General features: G+C 73.5%; 16 protein-coding genes, 3 pseudogenes and 1 riboswitch. Of the genes and pseudogenes, 11 read left to right on the top strand and 8 right to left on the bottom strand.

The genetic code is table 11. The features are described 5' to 3' along the window. Positions 1-11 precede the first annotated feature (11 nt). From ACZ7IF_RS06500 to ACZ7IF_RS06470, 7 genes are all read left to right on the top strand, one after another. The gene (locus tag ACZ7IF_RS06500) at positions 12-806 is read left to right on the top strand and encodes a VOC family protein (RefSeq protein WP_470964000.1); all 795 of its coding nucleotides are present in this window, start codon (positions 12-14) and stop codon (positions 804-806) included. A gap of 203 nt (positions 807-1,009) precedes the next feature. Next, a complete protein-coding gene (locus ACZ7IF_RS06495) occupies positions 1,010-1,324 on the top strand; it encodes a hypothetical protein (protein ID WP_470963998.1) in 315 nt (104 codons plus the stop codon). Between the two features lie 139 nt (positions 1,325-1,463). Beyond that, the gene (locus ACZ7IF_RS06490; protein WP_470963996.1) at positions 1,464-1,751 is read left to right on the top strand and encodes a hypothetical protein; all 288 of its coding nucleotides are present in this window, start codon (positions 1,464-1,466) and stop codon (positions 1,749-1,751) included. A gap of 102 nt (positions 1,752-1,853) precedes the next feature. Continuing rightward, positions 1,854-1,991, top strand: a complete 138-nt coding sequence (locus ACZ7IF_RS06485; RefSeq protein ID WP_470963994.1) for a carotenoid oxygenase family protein — start codon at positions 1,854-1,856, stop codon at positions 1,989-1,991. Positions 1,992-2,077: 86 nt separating this feature from the next. Then, on the top strand, positions 2,078-2,431 hold the full coding sequence (locus tag ACZ7IF_RS06480; protein ID WP_470963992.1) for a VOC family protein: 354 nt from the start codon (positions 2,078-2,080) through the stop codon (positions 2,429-2,431). Between the two features lie 424 nt (positions 2,432-2,855). After that, positions 2,856-4,070: a M4 family metallopeptidase gene (locus tag ACZ7IF_RS06475; RefSeq protein WP_470963989.1), complete on the top strand. Its 1,215-nt coding sequence runs from the start codon at positions 2,856-2,858 to the stop codon at positions 4,068-4,070. 34 nt (positions 4,071-4,104) lie between these two features. Beyond that, entirely contained in the window at positions 4,105-4,407 is a 303-nt protein-coding gene (locus tag ACZ7IF_RS06470; protein ID WP_470963987.1) for a protealysin inhibitor emfourin, read from the top strand. Between the two features lies 1 nt (position 4,408). Here ACZ7IF_RS06470 and xdhC read toward each other — a convergent pair whose 3' ends face one another. From xdhC to ACZ7IF_RS06450, 4 genes are all read right to left on the bottom strand, one after another. Continuing rightward, the gene (xdhC, locus tag ACZ7IF_RS06465) at positions 4,409-5,218 is read right to left on the bottom strand and encodes a xanthine dehydrogenase accessory protein XdhC (RefSeq protein WP_470964628.1); all 810 of its coding nucleotides are present in this window, start codon (positions 5,216-5,218) and stop codon (positions 4,409-4,411) included. 1 nt (position 5,219) lies between these two features. Then, a complete protein-coding gene (gene xdhB / locus ACZ7IF_RS06460) occupies positions 5,220-7,601 on the bottom strand; it encodes a xanthine dehydrogenase molybdopterin binding subunit (RefSeq protein ID WP_470963984.1) in 2,382 nt (793 codons plus the stop codon). Further along, the gene (locus tag ACZ7IF_RS06455) at positions 7,598-9,061 is read right to left on the bottom strand and encodes a xanthine dehydrogenase small subunit (protein WP_470963981.1); all 1,464 of its coding nucleotides are present in this window, start codon (positions 9,059-9,061) and stop codon (positions 7,598-7,600) included. The genes xdhB and ACZ7IF_RS06455 overlap by 4 nt, the downstream gene beginning before the upstream one ends. 392 nt (positions 9,062-9,453) lie before the next feature. Then, on the bottom strand, positions 9,454-9,720 hold the full coding sequence (locus ACZ7IF_RS06450; protein ID WP_470963978.1) for a hypothetical protein: 267 nt from the start codon (positions 9,718-9,720) through the stop codon (positions 9,454-9,456). Between the two features lie 218 nt (positions 9,721-9,938). On the opposite strand from ACZ7IF_RS06450, the gene ACZ7IF_RS06445 reads away from it, so the two are divergent. Continuing rightward, a complete protein-coding gene (locus ACZ7IF_RS06445) occupies positions 9,939-11,366 on the top strand; it encodes an amidohydrolase family protein (RefSeq protein WP_470963975.1) in 1,428 nt (475 codons plus the stop codon). A gap of 106 nt (positions 11,367-11,472) precedes the next feature. Here the strand turns inward: ACZ7IF_RS06445 and ACZ7IF_RS06440 are convergent, their stop codons facing one another. Next, complete coding sequence (locus ACZ7IF_RS06440; RefSeq protein WP_470964625.1) at positions 11,473-12,705, bottom strand: FAD-dependent oxidoreductase; 1,233 nt, start codon at positions 12,703-12,705, stop codon at positions 11,473-11,475. A gap of 388 nt (positions 12,706-13,093) precedes the next feature. On the opposite strand from ACZ7IF_RS06440, the gene ACZ7IF_RS06435 reads away from it, so the two are divergent. Further along, positions 13,094-13,315, top strand: coding sequence for a hypothetical protein (locus tag ACZ7IF_RS06435; protein WP_470963972.1), 222 nt, complete (start codon positions 13,094-13,096; stop codon positions 13,313-13,315). A 98-nt stretch (positions 13,316-13,413) separates the two neighbouring features. Here ACZ7IF_RS06435 and ACZ7IF_RS06430 read toward each other — a convergent pair whose 3' ends face one another. Together ACZ7IF_RS06430 and ACZ7IF_RS06425 are read right to left on the bottom strand one after the other, a co-directional pair. After that, on the bottom strand, positions 13,414-14,157 hold the full coding sequence (locus tag ACZ7IF_RS06430; protein WP_470963969.1) for a DJ-1/PfpI family protein: 744 nt from the start codon (positions 14,155-14,157) through the stop codon (positions 13,414-13,416). 113 nt (positions 14,158-14,270) lie between these two features. Beyond that, positions 14,271-14,714, bottom strand: a pseudogene (locus ACZ7IF_RS06425) (substrate-binding domain-containing protein); the annotation flags it as partial. A gap of 9 nt (positions 14,715-14,723) precedes the next feature. On the opposite strand from ACZ7IF_RS06425, the pseudogene ACZ7IF_RS06420 reads away from it, so the two are divergent. Then, positions 14,724-14,957: pseudogene (locus ACZ7IF_RS06420) on the top strand (nitrilase-related carbon-nitrogen hydrolase); the annotation flags it as partial. On the opposite strand, the gene tsaD reads toward ACZ7IF_RS06420, so the two are convergent. Further along, the gene (gene tsaD, locus ACZ7IF_RS06415; protein WP_470964622.1) at positions 14,926-16,005 is read right to left on the bottom strand and encodes a tRNA (adenosine(37)-N6)-threonylcarbamoyltransferase complex transferase subunit TsaD; all 1,080 of its coding nucleotides are present in this window, start codon (positions 16,003-16,005) and stop codon (positions 14,926-14,928) included. The pseudogene ACZ7IF_RS06420 and the gene tsaD overlap by 32 nt on opposite strands. A gap of 137 nt (positions 16,006-16,142) precedes the next feature. Continuing rightward, positions 16,143-16,343, top strand: a riboswitch (cobalamin riboswitch). 149 nt (positions 16,344-16,492) lie between these two features. Between tsaD and ACZ7IF_RS06410 the strand changes: the two are divergent. Then, positions 16,493-16,915, top strand: a pseudogene (locus ACZ7IF_RS06410) (acyl-CoA thioesterase); the annotation flags it as partial. Between the last annotated feature and the right edge of the window lie 178 nt (positions 16,916-17,093).

Here is a 17,093-nt window from a genome sequence, read left to right as displayed (position 1 = left end):
AGGCCGGCACCATGATCACCACCGACTACGTCCCCGGCTCCCCCTGCTGGCTCGACCTCGGCACCCCCGACGTCCCGTCCGCCGCGGCCTTCTACGGCGCCGTGTTCGGGTGGACGTACGAGTCCATGGGCGGCATGGAGGGCGGGATGTTCCGCAAGGACGGGAAGATCGTCGCCGGGCTCGGCAAGCTCACCGAGCAGGGCGCGCGCTCGGCGTGGATGATCTACTACAGCGTCGCCGACGCGGACGCCACCACCCGGGCCGTGGAGGGTGCGGGCGGTACGGTCAGGGTGGCTCCGATGACGCTGGACGACGCGGGCCGGATGGCACAGTACAGCGACCCCCAGGGCGGCCAGTTCGCCGTCTGGGAGCCGGGTACGGACAAGGGCGTCGAGCTGGTGGACGAGCCGGGCTCGCTGTGCTGGACCGAGCTGTTCACGAGCGACGCCGCGGCCGCGCGGGAGTTCTACGGCGGCGTCCTCGGCTGGCGGTTCAGCGACATGGAGCTGCCGGGCGGCGCGGGCGCGTACTCGCTGATCACCCCGGCGGGCCTGCCGGAGGAGCGCATGCACGGCGGGCTCATGCGCCTCGGCGAGGAACACCTCGGCCTCGCGCAGGGGCGGCCGTACTGGCACCCCGTGTTCGCCGTCGCCGACTGCGACGCGGCGGTGGCGGCGGTCGCCGGGAACGGCGGCAACACGCAGACGGGCCCGGAGGACGTGGAGGGCGTCGGCCGCCTCGCCGTCTGCCTCGACCCGTGGAACGCCGACTTCGTGGTCCTCACCCCGGCGGGCGCCGGCGCCTGAGCGGCCGGAAGACCGCCCGGGGCGGTGCGGGCGGAGCCCCGCCCGGAGGCGTTGCGCGGGGCGTTCGCCGCCGAGTGCGCCGTCTTCGAGGACTTCACGGCGCTGCTGCGCGAGCGGGGCGAGGTGAGAGCCGAGGCGGCCCGCCGCGGCTGGGGCCTGGCGGGCCCTGCCGTAGAGGCCGGCCGGCGGCGCCATTCGGGTCAGTGCCGGGCCGTGCCTGCCCGGTGCGCCGGGCGGCGCTGCGCATGCTGGGCGCGGGGCCGTCGCGCACCCGGCCCTCCCCCAGCGACAAGGAGTACGGGATGTCCTCGGACGTGGTGGAACGCTTCCTGGCCGCTCTCGACCCGGCCCACCGGAAGGCCGTGGGCGGGCTGCCGCGCGCGGAGCAGGAGCGGCTCGCCGCCGAGTGGGAACAGGAGCTGGAGCGGGACACCGACCTCGACACGCTGGACGAGCTGTCGCCGCCGGCCGCCGAGCACGAGGCGGCCCGCCGGGTGGTGGAGCGGCCCGCGGAATGACCGGCCCGGCGGCGGGGCCGCCACCCACGACGGAAAAATGAGGTGATATGCACGCATACATCTCATCCAGGCGGGGTATCACGCCAGCCCGCACCCACCCGTGTTCCCGTACCCGTACGGGACGGCTCCTGGAGGCCGGATGACCTGGGCATCATGGACCACCCGCGGCGTCTTCGCAGGACGCGGCGGCGTGAGGACCGTCGAGTCGGTCCTCCTCACCGGCGAGCTCGACGTCCACACGACCTGGACCGAGGCCGACGGGCTGGCGCACGTCGCCGTCCAGCACAGCGGCGCGACGGAGTGGCTCACCCTGGCGGGGAGCCCCGCCCCCTGTCCGAGCGAGGAGGCCAGCCGCGCCCTGCACGACGCCGTACTGCTGGCCGTACGCGAAGGGGGCGCGGCCACCCTGCCGGCGCGGACCGGCTGAGCCCGCCCCCGCCAGAGCCGGACACCGTCCTCTGGCCGCCGTCCGGGAAGTCCTGCCCCCAGCCGGCCAGGACCGGCGCGCCCGCGCCCGAAGGGGGCGGCGGTGGCCGCGCGGTCGAAGAGGGGCTCCTCGCCGCTCCTGGTCCTCGACGCGTCCGGCCTCGACCAGGTCGCCGCCGTCCGCCTGCCCCGCCGCGTCCCGGCCGGGATCCACGGCTCCCGGCTCCCCGACGCCGCCTGAGCCCCGGGGCCCTCCCGGGTCCGCAGGGGCGGGCCGACGTGCGTGGTTGGCGGCCCGTCAGGCCGCCGTCCTGGCAGGATGGCCGCATGGAACGCGTACTCGGCATCGGTGGATGCTTCCTGCGCGCCGACGACCCGGCCGCCCTGAGCTCGTGGTACCGCGACTGCCTGGGGCTGGACGCCGACGAGCACGGTCTGTGGCGCCAGGAACCGGGGCTGACCGTGTTCGCGGCCTTCGACTCCGGGACCGACTACTTCGGCTCCCGCGCCCAGCGCACCATGCTGAACTTCCGCGTCCGCGACCTGGACGCGATGCTCGCGCAGCTGCGCGCCAAGGGGGCGGACGTGGCCGGGGAGACCCAGGACATGGACGGTGTGGGCCGGTTCGGCTGGGTCACCGATCCCGAGGGCAACCGGATCGAGCTGTGGCAGCCCGCATGAGGCCCCGGACGGGCGGTGGACAGGGTTCCGGCCATGACGAGAAGGCTCCGTGGGCGGGCCGCCGCCGTGGCCGCGGGACGAGGCGTGGCCGGTGTGCACGGAGGCGCACGAGCATCCAGTAGGCGGATCGGCAAGGCGCGGGGGCGCTGTGCGTTTGCCAGTGGCCGCGGACGGCAGGAGACTTGTGGTATCAGCGTGGCCCGCCGCGGGATAGAGGGCTGGTCGGCGCCAACGCTTCCCCCGCCTCCCGCCCGGCCAGTGGGTGCTGTTGTTGCCCGCCGTGCCGCGCATCCGGTCTTCTCAGGGGCCTGCGGCAACGCCGTGTGCGGTCCGGTCAAGGAACTCTCTGCGCACTGCCACTTCAAATCCTGCGGCCGAAACGATGAACCGTCAACCGTTGGTCCTCTCACCCAGGAGGTGCCCCATGAGCAGGACCCGACCCATCAACTGCATCATCCCGCCGTACATCCTCGAAAAGCTCATGGAGAGCGAAGACGGTGCGGTGCGGCAGGCCGCTTTGGACACCCTGCTGACCACCGCCCGCCTGCGGGGCATGCGCGCCGTCCGGTCGGCGCTCTCCGGCCTGTCCGTCGTGCCCGGCAACGGCCGGCGCACCATCTTCGACTGCGAGCAGAGCGAAGACCTCTCCGACGCGGTCAGGGCCAGGTCGGAGGACGGACCGGAGTCTCCGGACGAGGCCGTCAACCAGGCGTTCGACTCACTCGGCCTGACCCGTGATTTCTACAAGGACGTGTTCCAACGCAATTCGATCGACGACCGCGGGATGCCTCTGCACGCGTTCATCCACTTCGGCAGGAAGATCAACAACGCGTTCTGGGACGGACAGCAGATGCTCTTCGGCGACGGCGACGGGGTGGAGTTCAGCGTCCTCACCGGATCCCTCGACGTGACCGGACACGAGTTGGCGCACGGCGTCACCGAACACACCTCGAACTTCGAGTACCACAACCAGTCCGGAGCCCTGAACGAGTCGATGTCGGACGTCTTCGGGTCGCTCGTCAAGCAGTGGTCGCTGAAGCAGACCGCCGAGGAGGCGGACTGGCTGATCGGTCCTGACATCTGGACGCCGGGGATCGAGGGCGACGCCCTGAGGTCGATGAAGGCACCGGGGACGGCGTACAACAACCCGCTGGTCGGCAAGGACCCCCAGCCCGACCGGATGAGCAAGTTCGTCCACCTGCCCGACACCCCGAGAGGGGACAACGGCGGGGTGCACTTCAACTCCGGCATTCCGAACAAGGCGTTCTTCCTGGCGGCCGTGGGCATCGGTGGATTCGCCTGGGAGGTCACGGGCAGGATCTGGTACGAGGCCCTCAAGGCGTCCGGCGCCCGGGACAAGTTCCAGGACTTCGCGGACACCACCTTCCAGAAGGCCGGCCAGCTGTTCGGCATCGGCGGCCCCGAGCAGGCCGCCGTGCTGGCGGCGTGGCAAGGGGTGGAAATCCAGATCACCGGAGTCCCGGCCGGGCTCACCCGGACACGGGCCTTCGCCACCAACGGGCACGGCGGCGCGGGCCGGGAGGCCGACCTCGCAGCCCTGACCCGGCAGATCTCCACGCTCAGCGACAAGGTGACGGGGCTGGCCAAGGAAGTGGCCACCCTGAAGGGCTCCAGGTGAACACCGGGAACGGCCGACCGGAAGGCCGGGCACGATGAAGGTGACCCTGGAGTCGTACGGCGGGCTGGCGGCGGCGGCCAACCTCCGCCGTCCGCCCGATGTGCTGGACTCGGCCGCCCTGCCCGAGAGCGCCGCGGCCGAGCTGGAACGGCTGGTGGCAGCGGCCGTGGCGGCGCCCGCGCCGGACGGTTCCGGCCGCGCCAGGGATGCGACGGGCTACGCGATCACGCTGGACGACGGCGGCCGCCCGACGGTCCTCGAACAGTCGGACGGTGCCATGTCCCCCGCCTTCGCAGCCCTGCTCAGATGGCTTCGGAGGCACTTCACGCAGCCGTGACTCACCCGCCGTCCCGCTCGAAGGTCCGCAGCAGGTCCGCCGCGACCCCGACCGCGATGACGGCGGGTTCCTTGCCGGTGATCCCGGTCATGCCGATCGGGGTCTTGATCCGGTCGATGGCGGCGGTGTCGTGGCCGCCCTCGGTCGCCAGGCGCTGGCGGAACCGAGCCCACTTGGCGGCCGAGCCGATCAGTCCGATCGAGCCGAGACCGGGGGTGCGCAGGGCGGCGTCGCACAGGGCGGCGTCCTCCGCGTGGTCGTGGGTCATGATCAGGACGTGCGTGCCGGGCGCCAGCTCCGCGAGCACGTCCTCCGGCAGCAGCGGGACGTGGTGCACGTGGATCTGCGCCACCGCGTCCGCGAGCACCGCGAGCCGTTCGTCGGTGAGCTGGTCGGGGCGGGTGTCGACCAGGTGCAGGTCGAGGTCGTGGCGGGCCAGGATCCGTGCCAGCTCCATGCCGACGTGCCCGACGCCGAAGACCGCCACCGCCGGGACCACCGGCAGCGGTTCGAGCAGAACGCTGACCGCCCCTCCGCAGCACTGGACGCCGTGCGGGCCGGTGACCTTGTCGTTGAGGGCGAAATCCATCAGCTCGGGCTCCGGATCCGGCGTGCCGATCACCTCGCGGGCCCGGTCGATCGCGACGGCCTCGATGTTGCCGCCGCCGATCGAGCCCCAGGTCCCGGTCCGTCCCACGACGAGTTTGGCGCCGGCCCGGCGGGGTGCGTGGCCGCGCACGGCCGCGACGGTCACGAGCGCGCCGGGTTCCCGGCGGGCCCGCAACCGCGCGACCGCGGCCACCCAGGTCATGTCAGACATTGCTCAAGACGCTCGTGTCGGCGGGGATCCCGCTGCCGCCGCGCGCGTCGCCGCGACGGGCGGACTCGATCGCCCAGTACACCGCCTCCGGCGTCGCGGGCGAGGCGAGTTCCACACCGGTTCCGGCGGGCCCGAACGCCGCGGCGGCCTGCCGCAGCGCCTCCCGTACCGAGAAGGCCAGCATCAGCGGGGGCTCACCGACCGCCTTGGACCCGTAGACCGCGCCCTCCTCGGTGGCGTTCGTCAGCAGGGTGACGTTGAACTCCTCGGGCATCTCCGAGAAGCTCGGCAGCTTGTAGGTGCTCGCGGCCTGGGTCAGCAGCCGGCCGCGGCCGGGCCCGTCACCGGTGTCCCAGCGCATGTCCTCCAGCGTCAGCCAGCCCGCGCCCTGGACGAAGCCGCCTTCGACCTGACCGATGTCGATCATCGGGGACAGGCTGTCGCCGACGTCGTGCACGATGTCCACCCGCCGGATGCGGTACGCGCCGGTGAAGCCGTCCACTTCCACCTCGGCCGCGGCGGCGCCGTGGGAGAAGTACTTGAACGGCGAACCCCGGAACGACTTCGCGTCCCAGTGCAGGCCCTCGGTCCGGTAGAAGCCGGCCGCCGACAGCTGGACCCGCTGGAAGTACGCGGTGCGCACCAGGTCGTCCCAGGCCAGCTCCTTGTCACCGCCGACGACGCGCGCGACTCCCTCGACGATGCGCACGTCCGAGGCGTTCGCGCCCAGCTGAGTGGCGGCGACCTGGAGCAGCCGCTCGCGCAGCTGCTCGCAGGCGTTCTTCACGGCCGCGCCGTTGAGGTCGGCGCCGGCACTGGCCGCGGTGGCCGAGGTGTTGGGCACCTTGTCGGTCCGCGTCGGCGCGAGGCGCACCTTGTGCAGCGGGATGCCGAGGGAGGTCGCGGCCACCTGGAGCATCTTGGTGTGCAGGCCCTGGCCCATCTCGGTGCCGCCGTGGTTGATCAGGACGGAGCCGTCCTTGTAGATCAGCACCAGTGCGCCGCCCTGGTTGAAGGCGGTGAGGTTGAACGAGATGCCGAACTTGACGCCGGTGAGCGCGATGGCCCGCTTGGTGTTCGGGTGCGCGGCGTTGAAGGCCGCGACCTCGCGTTCGCGGTCGGCGAGGCGGCCGTTCTCCTTGACCTGGTCCCAGACGGCGGAGATCCGTTCGGGCTGGATCACCTGCTGCCCGTAGGGGGTGGACTGGCCCGGCCGGTAGAAGTTGCGTTCGCGCAGTTCCTTCGGGTCGAGGCCGAGCAGCGGGGCGCAGCGGCCCATGATGTCCTCGATCACGAGCATGCCCTGCGGTCCGCCGAAGCCGCGGAAGGCGGTGTTGGAGACCTTGTTGGTCTTGGCGATGCGGCCGCGGACGTGCGCGTTGGGGATCCAGTAGGTGTTGTCGATGTGGCACAGCGCGCGGGCCACGACCGGTTCGGAGAGGTCCAGGCTCCAGCCGCCGTCCGCCGTCAGGGTGGCGTCCAGGGCCTGGATGCGGCCCTCGGCGTCGAAGCCGATCTTCCACTCGGCGTGGAACCCGTGCCGCTTGCCCGACATGGTCAGGTCCTGCGTCCGGTTGAGGCGCAGCCGCACCGGTCGGCCGGTCAGCTTGGCGCCGAGCGCGGCGACGGCCGCGAACCCGTGGGGCTGCATCTCCTTGCCGCCGAAGCCGCCGCCCATCCGCAGGCACTGTACGGTCACTTCGTGGCTGTGCAGGCCGAGTACGTGGGCGACGATCTCCTGCGTCTCCGACGGGTGCTGGGTGCTGCTCTGGACGAACACCTGCTCGGCCTCGTCGACATGGGCGAGCGCCGCGTGGGTCTCCAGGTAGAAGTGTTCCTGCTCGGAGAAGCGGAACTCACCGGTGAAGACGTGCGCGGAGTCGGCGAAGCCCGCTTCGACGTCGCCGGTCAGCATCTCGGGCCGGGCGCCGTGGAAGCTGCCGGCCGCGATCGCCTCCTCCAGGGTGACCACGGAGGGCTGTTCGTCGAGTTCCACCTCGACGGCCGCCGCGCCGAGCCGGGCCGCTTCCAGGGTCTCGCCGAGCACCCAGGCCACGGCGTGGCCGTGGAACATGACCTCGTCGGGGAAGAGCGGTTCGTCGTGCTTCATGCCGGCGTCGTTGACGCCGGGCACGTCCGCTGCGGTGAGTACGCGGACCACGCCGGGGACGGCGAGGGCGGGCCCGGTGCGCAGCGCGGTGATCCTGCCGCGGGCCTTCATGACCTGGACCGGGTGGGCGTGCAGCACGTCCTTGGTGCGGTGGACCAGGTCGTCGGTGTAGAGCGCGGCACCGGTGACGTGCAGGGCGGCGCTCTCGTGCGGCAGCGGGAGGCCGACCGCGGGCTTCTCGGGGCGTTCGGACAGATGGCTCATGACGGCACCGCCTCGGTGGTCTGTGCGTACAGCTTCAGCAGGCTCTGGCCGAGCATCGCGGAACGGTACTCGGCGCTGGCGCGGTGGTCGTCCATGGGGGTGCCCTGGGCGCGCAGGATCCCGGCGGCGGCCCGGGCGGTCTCCGCCGACCAGGGCCGGCCCTCCAGGGCCGCTTCGGTGGCGAGGGCGCGGACCGGGGTGGCGGCCACGCCGCCGAGGCCGATGCGCGCCTTGCGGACGATGCCGTCCTCGATGTCGAGCGCGAAGGCGACGGCCACGCTGGAGATGTCGTCGAAGCGCCGTTTGGCGATCTTGTGGAAGGCGGTGACGGGTGACAGCGGCAGCGGGACGCGCACCGCGCGGATCAGCTCGCCGGGCCGGCGGATGCTCTGCCGGTAGCCGGTGAAGTAGTCGGCGAGGGGGACCTCGCGCTCCCCGTCGGCGTCGGCGAGCAGCACCGAGGCCTCCAGCGCGAGCAGCACCGGCGGGCTGTCGCCGATGGGCGAGCCGGTGCCCAGGTTGCCGCCGAGGGTGGCGCTGTTGCGGATGAGGCGGGAGGCGAACTGCGGGAACAGTTCCGCGAGCAGTGGGACGCCGCCGTCGAGGCGGCGTTCGATCTCGGTGAGCGTCTGGGCCGCCCCGATCACGATGGAGTCGGATTCGACGCGCAGTTCACGCAGTTCGGGCAGCCGGTCGACGGCGACGACGCAATCGGCGCGGCGGGCGCGGATGTTCACCTCCACGCCCCAGTCGGTGCTGCCGGCGACCACGACGGCGTCGGGCCGGTCGCGCAGCAGCCGCAGCGTCTCGGCCAGGGTGCCCGGGCGCAGGAACGCTCTGTCGTCCCGGGTGTATTCGGTGGCGGCGGGGGCGGGCGGGGACTGCTCGCGGCGCAGGGCCAGCGGGTCGTCCTCGGCGGGGGTGCCGACGGCGTACGCGGCGTCGCGGATGGGCCGGTAGCCGGTACAGCGGCACAGGTTGCCGCTGAGCGAGTGCAGGTCGAAGCCGTTCGGACCGTGCTCGGAGCCGGCGTCGCCGGCCTGCTCGGCGTGTGCGCAGCGGCCGGGCCGGTAGTACTCGGCGGCCATGCTGCAGATGAACCCCGGTGTGCAGTAGCCGCATTGGGAGCCGCCGCGGACCGCCATCTCCTCCTGGACGGGGTGCAGCGTGGGCGGGGTGCCGGGGGCTCCGGCGGTGGCGAGGCCCTCGGAGGTGACGACCTCCTGTCCGTCGAGCGCCGCGACCGGGACCAGGCAGGCGTTGACCGCCACCCAGTCGGTGGGCTTGTCCACGCCGGGACGGGCCACGAGGACGGAGCAGGCGCCGCATTCGCCCTCGGCGCAGCCCTCCTTGGTGCCGGTGAGGCCGCGCTCGCGCAGGAAGTCGAGCACCGTGGTGTGGGGCGTGGCGGGCGCGATCGGTGTTTCCTTGCCGTTGACGGTGATCCGTGCCGCTACCACGGCCGGTCCTCGCTTCGGTGCGGGGTGGAGCTGATGGTCCTAGTCGCCATTTCAGGAGCCTTCTGTTTCGGTGGCGCGGCCGGAGAACCCGGAGGGCGCGCGTGAGCACGCGACGGCGTGCCTCAGGCGGTGACAGAAAATCGAAAAGGGAGCCGGGGCCGCAATCGGGCACGCCGGAAAGAGGGGCTGTTCAGCAGCCGTGTGCTACACGGCCCGGAGCCCAGGCGACCTGGTGAGCGAGGCGAAGCAGTGCGGAGATGGTCGACATCCGACTTCGCCTCCTTCCGTCAACTCACGAGCCGGTCCGGCAGAAGCTACGTTGCCGCAGGTCCATCGGTCAAGCCGCCGTATACGGACCCCGCGCCGACCCCTACTCGGCGTTCCCGGGGGGGTCAGTCGGCCAGTTGGGCGATCCAGCCGTACGGGAGTTCCTCGCCGTCCACGGTGACGGCCTCGACGGCCCGGCTCTCGGGGTCGATCTCGGCCTGGACCCCTTCGCCCTCGTAGCGGGGGTAGCCGGAGACGCCGGTGGCACCGGTGGCCTCGACGCGGGCGGTGCGCAGGACCGCGTCGTGGCCCTTGGCGTCCTGGGCGCCGGGCGGGCCGGGGCGCAGGACGACGGTGTACCGGTCGGGGGCGGGGCGGGCTGCGGGATTCATGGGGTCAGGCTAGTGACCGGGCCCGCCGCACGCCCAGAGGCGCGGCCGGGGTCCGGGTCCTCACCCGGGGGCGCGGTGGAAAAAGTTTTCCACCGACGTCTATCGAATGGCAGTTCGCTGGGAATGCTGCGGGTAACCTCCCGCCCCGGCCCGGCGTCCCGTCTCGGCGTCCCGCCCGGGCGGGCCTTCCGTTCTGAGTCCTCGGGAGGCAACACGCCATGCAGTCAGCCCCCACGAAGCCCTCGGCCCCCAGCCGCCGCGATCTCCTCGCCGGCCTCGGCCTGGCCGCCGCCGCCCCGCTCGTCCTCGGCGCCGCACCCCGCCGCGCACAGCGCGACCAGCCCTCCCGACCGGCCGTCCAAGGCGGCCGGACGGTCCTGCTCCGCGGGGCCTCCCTGGTGCTCACCATGGATCCGGCCATCGGCAGCGGCCCCCTCGGCGCCGTCGAGAACGCCGACGTGCTGATGCGGAACGGCGCCATCGACGCCATCGGCCCGGCACTGCGGACACCGCCCGGCACCTGGGTGGTGGAGGCCCCGGGCAAGCTGGTGATGCCCGGGTTCGTCGACACCCACAACCACCTCTGGCAGGCGGCGATCCGGGGCGGGTGTACCGACCGGGACTTATTCGGCTGGTTCCGGGGGTGTACCGACCCCCAGCGCGGCCGCCTGACGCCGACGGCCCTGCACAGCATCGTGCGGCTCGCCGCCCTGGACGCCGTCCAGTCGGGCGTGACGACGCTGGTGGACTGGGTGGACATCTTCTCGTACGACCTCATCGAGAGCTACGTACGGGCCCTGGCCGGCACCGGGCTGCGGTTCACCTACGCCATGTACCCGCCGGCACCCGACGCGGTACTGCTCACGAAGGTGAAGCGGGAGCTCGTCGACCCGGTGCCGCTCGGTTCCTTCCAGGTCGCCACGCACGCGGCGCGGGCCGTCGAGTCCCACAACCGCGCCCACTGGGAGGCCGCCCAGGAGCTGGGGGTCATGCTCAACTCCCATGTCCTGGAACGGCCCGAGCAGCGCGCCGACGACCCCGTCGGGGTCCTCACCGACATCGGCGCGATGGGGCCGCGGCTGCTGATCAACCACGCGATCCACCTGACGGACGCGGAGATCGCCGCCGTCGCCGAGCACGACGTGCGCGCGGCCCACTGCCCGCTCAGCAACATGCGGCTGGCCTCCGGCATCATGCGGCTGTCCGACCTGGCGAGCAGGGGCGTCAAGGTCGGACTCGGCCTGGACGGCGGGACCAACGACAGTTCGGACTTCCACGCGCTGATGAAGGCGGCCGTCGGCCTGCAACGCGTCCGCACGACGCGGGCCGGGGTCTTCCCCCAGGTGCCCGACGTGCTGCGGATGGCCACGCTGGGCGGAGCCGAGGCCCTCGGCGTCTCGGACCGGGTGGGCTCCCTGACCCCCGGCAAACGGGCCGACGTGGTGGTCGTCGACCCGGCCGCCCTGAACTTCGCCCCGCGCTTCGACTGGGTCGGCCAGATCGTCTTCAACGGGCGGCCCGAGAACGTCGACGCCGTGTTCGTGGACGGCCGCGCGCTGAAGCTCGGCGGCCGGCTGGTCGACGTCGACACGCAGCGCGTCGTACGGGAGGCCGAGGCGGCAGCCACCCGCCTGCGCACGGCCTGACCGGCGGGGCCGGCCGGGCGGCACCGGTGAAGTGCCGGACGACCGCCCGGCGACCCGGACGGCGAAGGCGCGGGCCGTGCCGTGCGGCCCGTGGCCGACGGGGTGGTCAGCGCAGGGATTCCCGCGGGGGCCGTTCGCGCAGGGCGCCGTAGCCGATGAAGTAGGCCGGGACGCGGTTCAGCCAGCGGGACTCCGTGATGAGTTCCGTCATGCGCTTCGCGCGGCGGGGGTCGCCGAAGGCGGTGCGGCCCGCCAGCAGGGGTTCGATGACCTGTGCGTGGGCCAGGCGCTGGAGGCCCTGGGTCATCACCGTGGTGGGCCAGCGGCGCAGTTGTACGCGGCGGACGTCGTGCAGCCCCACGGTGCCCGCGCGGAGCGGCCGCACCAGGTGGCGGGCCGCGGCCACCGCGTCCTGGACGGCCAGGTTGATGCCGATGCCGAAGACGGGCGACATGGCGTGGGCGGCGTCGCCGATGCACAGCAGCCCCGGGCGGTGCCAGCGGCGCAGCCGCTCCAGCCGTACGTCGAGCAGCTTGACCTCGTCCCATGAGGTGACGGCGCCGGCCCGGTCGGCCAGCCACGGCGCGGCGTCCGTGAAGCGGGTCATGAAGCGCTCCAGCCCTTCGGCGCGGCGTTCGGCGTCCGTGCCCTTGGGGATGAGCGCCGCGCACTGCCAGTAGTCGCCGCGGTCGATGAGGGCGGTGAAGAACCGGTCGCCCAGGCCGCCGACGAGCCCGCTGGGGTCGTCCTCGTGGCGCGGCAGGCGGAACCACCAGGCGTCCATGGGGCAGGGGAAGCCCTCCAGGCCGAGTTCCGGCAGGGCCCGGGCCAGTGAGCCGCGGCCGTCGCAGGCCACGGTCAGGGTGGCCCGCAGTTCGCCGGTGCGGCCGTCGGCGGTGCGGTAGCGGACGCCCGCGACCCGTCCGCGTTCCATGAGGAAGGAGGTCGCCCCGGTGTCCATGCGCAGCCGGAAGGAGGGTTCCCTGCGGGCTTCGTCGGCGAGCAGGTCGAGCAGGTCCCACTGGGGCACCATCGCGATGTAGTTGTACTTTCCGGGCAGTGCCGCGATGTTCCCGACGGTGACCAGGGACCGGTCCTCGCCGAGGGGCAACTGGACCGAGGACACCCGGCGCTGCGGCAGCCGGGCGAAGCGTTCGGCGAGGCCGATGTCGTCCAGGAGCGACAGGGTCGAGGGGTGCACGGTGTCGCCGCGGAAGTCGCGCAGGAAGTCCCCGTGCTTCTCCAGCACCGTCACCTCGACCCCGGCCCGGGCCAGCAGCAGCCCCAGGACCATGCCGGCCGGCCCGCCCCCCACCACACAGCACGTCGTGCGTTCCACAGCAGCCACAGCAGCACACCCCTTCGCGGGAATTCCGGCGGGCCCCAGGAGACGTATACCGCACGGCGGCGGCGGGGAACGGCAGCGGCGGGGCCGGTGGTGCGCGCCGCGTCCCGGTTCCCGAGGTGACGACCCGCACGCGGGTGACTAACATGGGCAGGAGACGGCCGCCATCGCGGGAACGGGCCTTTCGCCCGCGGTGATTCACACGGCCCCCTGAGAAAGTGCGATCCAGCCCCATGGTCCGCGGCTCGAACAGCCGCGTTGACGGCGGATGCGCACTCCACGCGTTCATCGGGCAAAGGCAGAACTCCGTGCTGTGGGCGGAAGGAGGCCGAAAGCACTCCGCGCCGTCCGATCGGCGCAGTTACGAGAAGGGTTTTGAACCATGCGAGCACTGAGAGTGAAGCGGCTCTTCGCGGCGTCCGCGATCGGAGTCCTGATGGCCGGCGGCGCCGCCATCGGAGCAGCGGGTACGGCCTCCGCGGCGGTGCCCACCCACTCGGTCGCCTACGTCAGCCACGGTGGCGGCGGTTGGGACGACGACCACGGCCACGGCTGGTACGACGACGATGACGACTGGGGCGGAGGGTACGGCGACGACTGCTGACGGGTGACCGTCCGCGGGGCTGTGCGGACCGCCGAGCCGACGGTCCGCGCAGTCCCTTGTCCGCGTGCCGCGAGGCCGCGGCCGGGCCGGAGGAGGCGCTACCGGGACCACACCGTGCCGCGGGCCTCGTATTCGAGCATGGCCTCGATGGCGGTGGCCGTGTCCGGGCCGAGTTCACGGCGTACGAGCCACAGGGCGAGCTCCAGTCCCGAGGTGATGCCCCCGGCGGTGACGAGGTCTCCGTCGTCGACGACGCGGGCGTTCTTCAGTACGCCGCCCTGCCGTTCGAGGTCCGGCCGTGCCTTGTGGTGGGTGGTGCAGGGCCGTCCGCGGGTCAGTCCCGCGGCGGAGAGCAGCATGACGCCCGTGCACAGGGCACTGACCGTCAGTCCGGTGCGGGGCGCCGCTCCCAGCGCGCGCGGGAGGGTGCCCCGGGAGATCTCGGCCCAGACCCCGGGTTCCTCGCGGCGGGCGTAGCCGCCGCCCGGCACGACGATGACGTCCGCCTCGTCCGGGGCCCAGCCGTGGTCGACACCGACCCGGGTGCCGTACGACGCCTGGACGAATCCCGGGCGGGAGGCGGTGACGTAGCGGACCTCGACGGCCCGGTCGGTGAAGAAGCGGGCCGCGGAGAAGACCTCGTACGGGGCGGCGAAGTCGAGCTCCTCGACCCCGTCGAACATGACGACGTGCACGCGCAGGGGACCGCTCCCTCTCCCGGCGGGCCGGCCGGCGGCAGCCGCCGCGGGAGCGGCCGCGGCCGCTCCCGCTCCGGTGAGTCCGGTGACGACGCCGGTGGCGCCGAGCGCGGTCGATGCCCTGAGGAGGTTCCTTCGGTTCATGCGGTGCTCCAGCTCGTGTGTGCCGTGCGGGTCGCGCCGTCGGGCCGGGGCCCGAGTGGCGTCTGGGAAGGCAGTCGGACGCCACGGCCCCCCGGTTCCCGCACCGCCCGCGGTCAGGTGCCGAGCCGGGTGGAGGCGCGGGTTTCGAGCACCCAGTCGTGCCGGCGGACGGTGTCGGCCGGGGTCCGCCCGGCGAGGACGTCGCACAGCAGGTCGGCACAGGACCTGCCGTACGCGGTGGGGCGCAGGTCGATCGCGGTGACGGGCGGGTCGCAGCCGCGGGCGGCGACGCCGTCCACGCAGGAGGCGAGCCGGAAGTCGCGACCGACGGTCCGGCCGAGGCCGGCCGCGGCGCGCAGCACCCCGGGGGCCGCGCCGTCGGGGGCGCAGATGACGGCGTCCACGGCCGGATCGGCGGCCAGCAGGGCGCCGTGCGCCGCGCTCCAGGACGCGGCGGCCGTCCGCAGCGCCTGGGCCCAGGCGGAGGTGGCCTCGGGTGGGAACAGGGCCGGCGCGTGGGCGCCGCGGCCGTGCACGTGGTCCAGGAGCGCGGTGAGCGAGGCGGCGTCGTGCCCAACCGCGTCGGCACCGAGGGCCGCTCCGTCTTCTACGGCTCCTCGTTCATCTCCGACCCCTACGGCCGGATGATGCTCCGCGCGCCGCGCCACGCCCCGGCCGTCCTCGTCGCCGACCTCGACCTCGACCAGCGCCGCGACTGGCTGGAGTTCGGCCTGATGCGCACCCGGCGCCCCGAGCTGTACGGACCCCTCACGGAGCGGATCGACCCGCGGGCGGTGTAGGGGCCGTCCGGCGGGCGGCGGGGTGCAGGGCCGCGTACTCCAGGGGGGCGGACGGGTCGATGGACACGTCCAGTCGTGCCGGGTCGGCACCGGCCCGTACGAGCAGGTCGCCGACGGCCGCGATCATCGCCCCGTTGTCGGTGCACAGGGTAAGCGGCGGCACCCTCAGTTCCACGCCGGCCGCCGCGCAGCGCTCCTCGGCCAGGGCCCGCACCCGCGAGTTGGCCGCCACCCCGCCCACGACCACGAGGGTGCGCACGCCGTGCTCCCGGCAGGCGGCCAGCGCCTTGCGGGTCAGCACGTCCGCGACGGCCTCCTGCAGCGAGGCGGCCCCGTCGGCCAGCGGGAGCTCCTCGCCGTTCTGCCGGTGCCGTTCGGCCCAGCGCGCGGCGGCGGTCTTCAGGCCGGAGAAGGAGAAGGCGTACGGGTCGTCGCGCGGCCCGCTCAGCGGGCGCGGGAAGGCCACCGCGCACGGGTCGCCCGCGCGGGCGGCGCGGTCGATCGCGGGCCCGCCGGGGTAGGGCAGCCCGAACGCCCGGGCCGCCTTGTCGAAGCACTCGCCGGCCGCGTCGTCGACGGTGTCGCCGAGGTGCAGGATCGGATCGCGCACGAGGTCCCGTACGAGCAGCAGCGAGGTGTGGCCGCCGGACACGATCAGCACCATGCACGGGTTGGGCAGCGGCCCGTGCTCCAGGGTGTCGGCGGCGACGTGCCCGGCCAGGTGGTGCACCCCGTACAGCGGCACGCCCGCCGCGTACGCGAGCGTCTTCGCCCCGGCGAGCCCCACCTGGAGCGCGCCCGAGAGGCCCGGCCCGGTCGTGACGGCTACGGCGTCGATGTCGCGCAGCCGCAACCCCGCCCGGTCCAGGGCCTCCTGGACGACCGGGGTGAACGCCTGGAGGTGCGCACGGGCGGCGATCTCCGGCACGACCCCGCCGAAGCGCGCGTGCTCGTCCATGCTGGACGCCACGACATGGGCGAGGAGCCGCCCGCCGGACACGATTCCGGCCCCGGTCTCGTCACACGAGGACTCGATGCCCAGCACCACCGGAGCACCCACGCCGGCCCCTCTCGCACATAGATTGTTTTTGCAACAGATATGCAACAACATACCGGCAAGGTGAGGTGCGGGTCACGTACGGGCCCCGCCCGCGCGGGCTGGGCCGTGGCCTAGGGTGGCCGGTGCAGCTGGTTCGCCCCGTCCGCCAGGCGGGATGCGTCGTAAGAGGGAACCCGGTGGGAATCCGGGACTGCCCCGCAGCGGTGAGCGGGAACGACCGCCGTCATACGCACTGGGACCGCAGAGCGGTCCTGGGAAGCGACGGCCAGTAGGTGCCCGCCGGGAGACCGGCAGGCGTGCCCGCGAGTCCGAAGACCTGCCCGTTGCCCGTACGCGGACCACTCCGCGTACGGACATCCCGGTGACCCCGTGGGCGGGCCGGCGGCAGCGGGCGCCTCGCGCGGCCCGCCGCTCCTCCGCGTCCGCGACCCGCCCACCGGGACCGCACCCGCCACGACTCGCGAAGGAGAGCTCCGTGACCACGGACACCACCGCAGGGGCCCGGGCCCACAAGGCGCCGGCCGATTCCCGTGTGACCCTCGCCCACATCATGAGCGACCACGACACCAACCTCTACGGGACCATTCACGGCGGCGTCGTCATGAAGCTGATCGACGACGCGGCCGCCGCGGCCGCGGGACGTCATGCCGACGGCCCCGCCGTCACGGTCTCGGTCGACCGGATGACCTTCCGCTCCCCCGCCCGCGCCGGCGACCTCCTCACCGTCCACGCCACCCTGGAGCGCGCCGGGCGGACCTCCATGACGGTCGCCGTACGGGTCACCGCGGAGCGCTGGAACGCGAACACCCCCGCCACCGAAGTAGCCGGCGCCCGTCTGACCTTCGTCGCCATCGACGCCGACGGGCGCCCGCGCCCGGTCCCGGGCCTGCTGGAGGAATAGCCGCGCGCGGCTCCTCCGGCGTCAGCCCTGGCCGCACCGGCTCGGCCGAGCAGCACGGCGGGGGGGGGGGGGGGGGGGGGGGGGGCGGCCCCCCCCCCCCCCCCCACCCCCCCCCCTCCCCCCCCCCCCCCCCCCCCCCCCCCCCCCCCCCCTCCCCCCCCCTGTCTGTGGGCAC

Source organism: Streptomyces sp. NPDC037421 (genome assembly GCF_055602105.1).
The sequence above is the reverse complement of the archived record's forward strand: the minus strand, read 5'-3'. Positions and strand labels throughout refer to the sequence as shown.

Bases quoted from the DNA above. Each gene is read 5' to 3' on its own strand.
- ACZ7IF_RS06500 (WP_470964000.1), top strand. From the start codon at position 12: ATGATCACCACCGACTACGTCCCCGGCTCCCCCTGCTGGCTCGACCTC.
- ACZ7IF_RS06490 (WP_470963996.1), top strand. From the start codon at position 1,464: ATGACCTGGGCATCATGGACCACCCGCGGCGTCTTCGCAGGACGCGGC.
- ACZ7IF_RS06480 (WP_470963992.1), top strand. From the start codon at position 2,078: ATGGAACGCGTACTCGGCATCGGTGGATGCTTCCTGCGCGCCGACGAC.
- ACZ7IF_RS06475 (WP_470963989.1), top strand. From the start codon at position 2,856: ATGAGCAGGACCCGACCCATCAACTGCATCATCCCGCCGTACATCCTC.
- ACZ7IF_RS06470 (WP_470963987.1), top strand. From the start codon at position 4,105: ATGAAGGTGACCCTGGAGTCGTACGGCGGGCTGGCGGCGGCGGCCAAC.
- xdhC (WP_470964628.1), bottom strand. From the start codon at position 5,218: ATGACCTGGGTGGCCGCGGTCGCGCGGTTGCGGGCCCGCCGGGAACCC.
- xdhB (WP_470963984.1), bottom strand. From the start codon at position 7,601: ATGAGCCATCTGTCCGAACGCCCCGAGAAGCCCGCGGTCGGCCTCCCG.
- ACZ7IF_RS06450 (WP_470963978.1), bottom strand. From the start codon at position 9,720: ATGAATCCCGCAGCCCGCCCCGCCCCCGACCGGTACACCGTCGTCCTG.
- ACZ7IF_RS06445 (WP_470963975.1), top strand. From the start codon at position 9,939: ATGCAGTCAGCCCCCACGAAGCCCTCGGCCCCCAGCCGCCGCGATCTC.
- ACZ7IF_RS06435 (WP_470963972.1), top strand. From the start codon at position 13,094: ATGCGAGCACTGAGAGTGAAGCGGCTCTTCGCGGCGTCCGCGATCGGA.
- ACZ7IF_RS06430 (WP_470963969.1), bottom strand. From the start codon at position 14,157: ATGAACCGAAGGAACCTCCTCAGGGCATCGACCGCGCTCGGCGCCACC.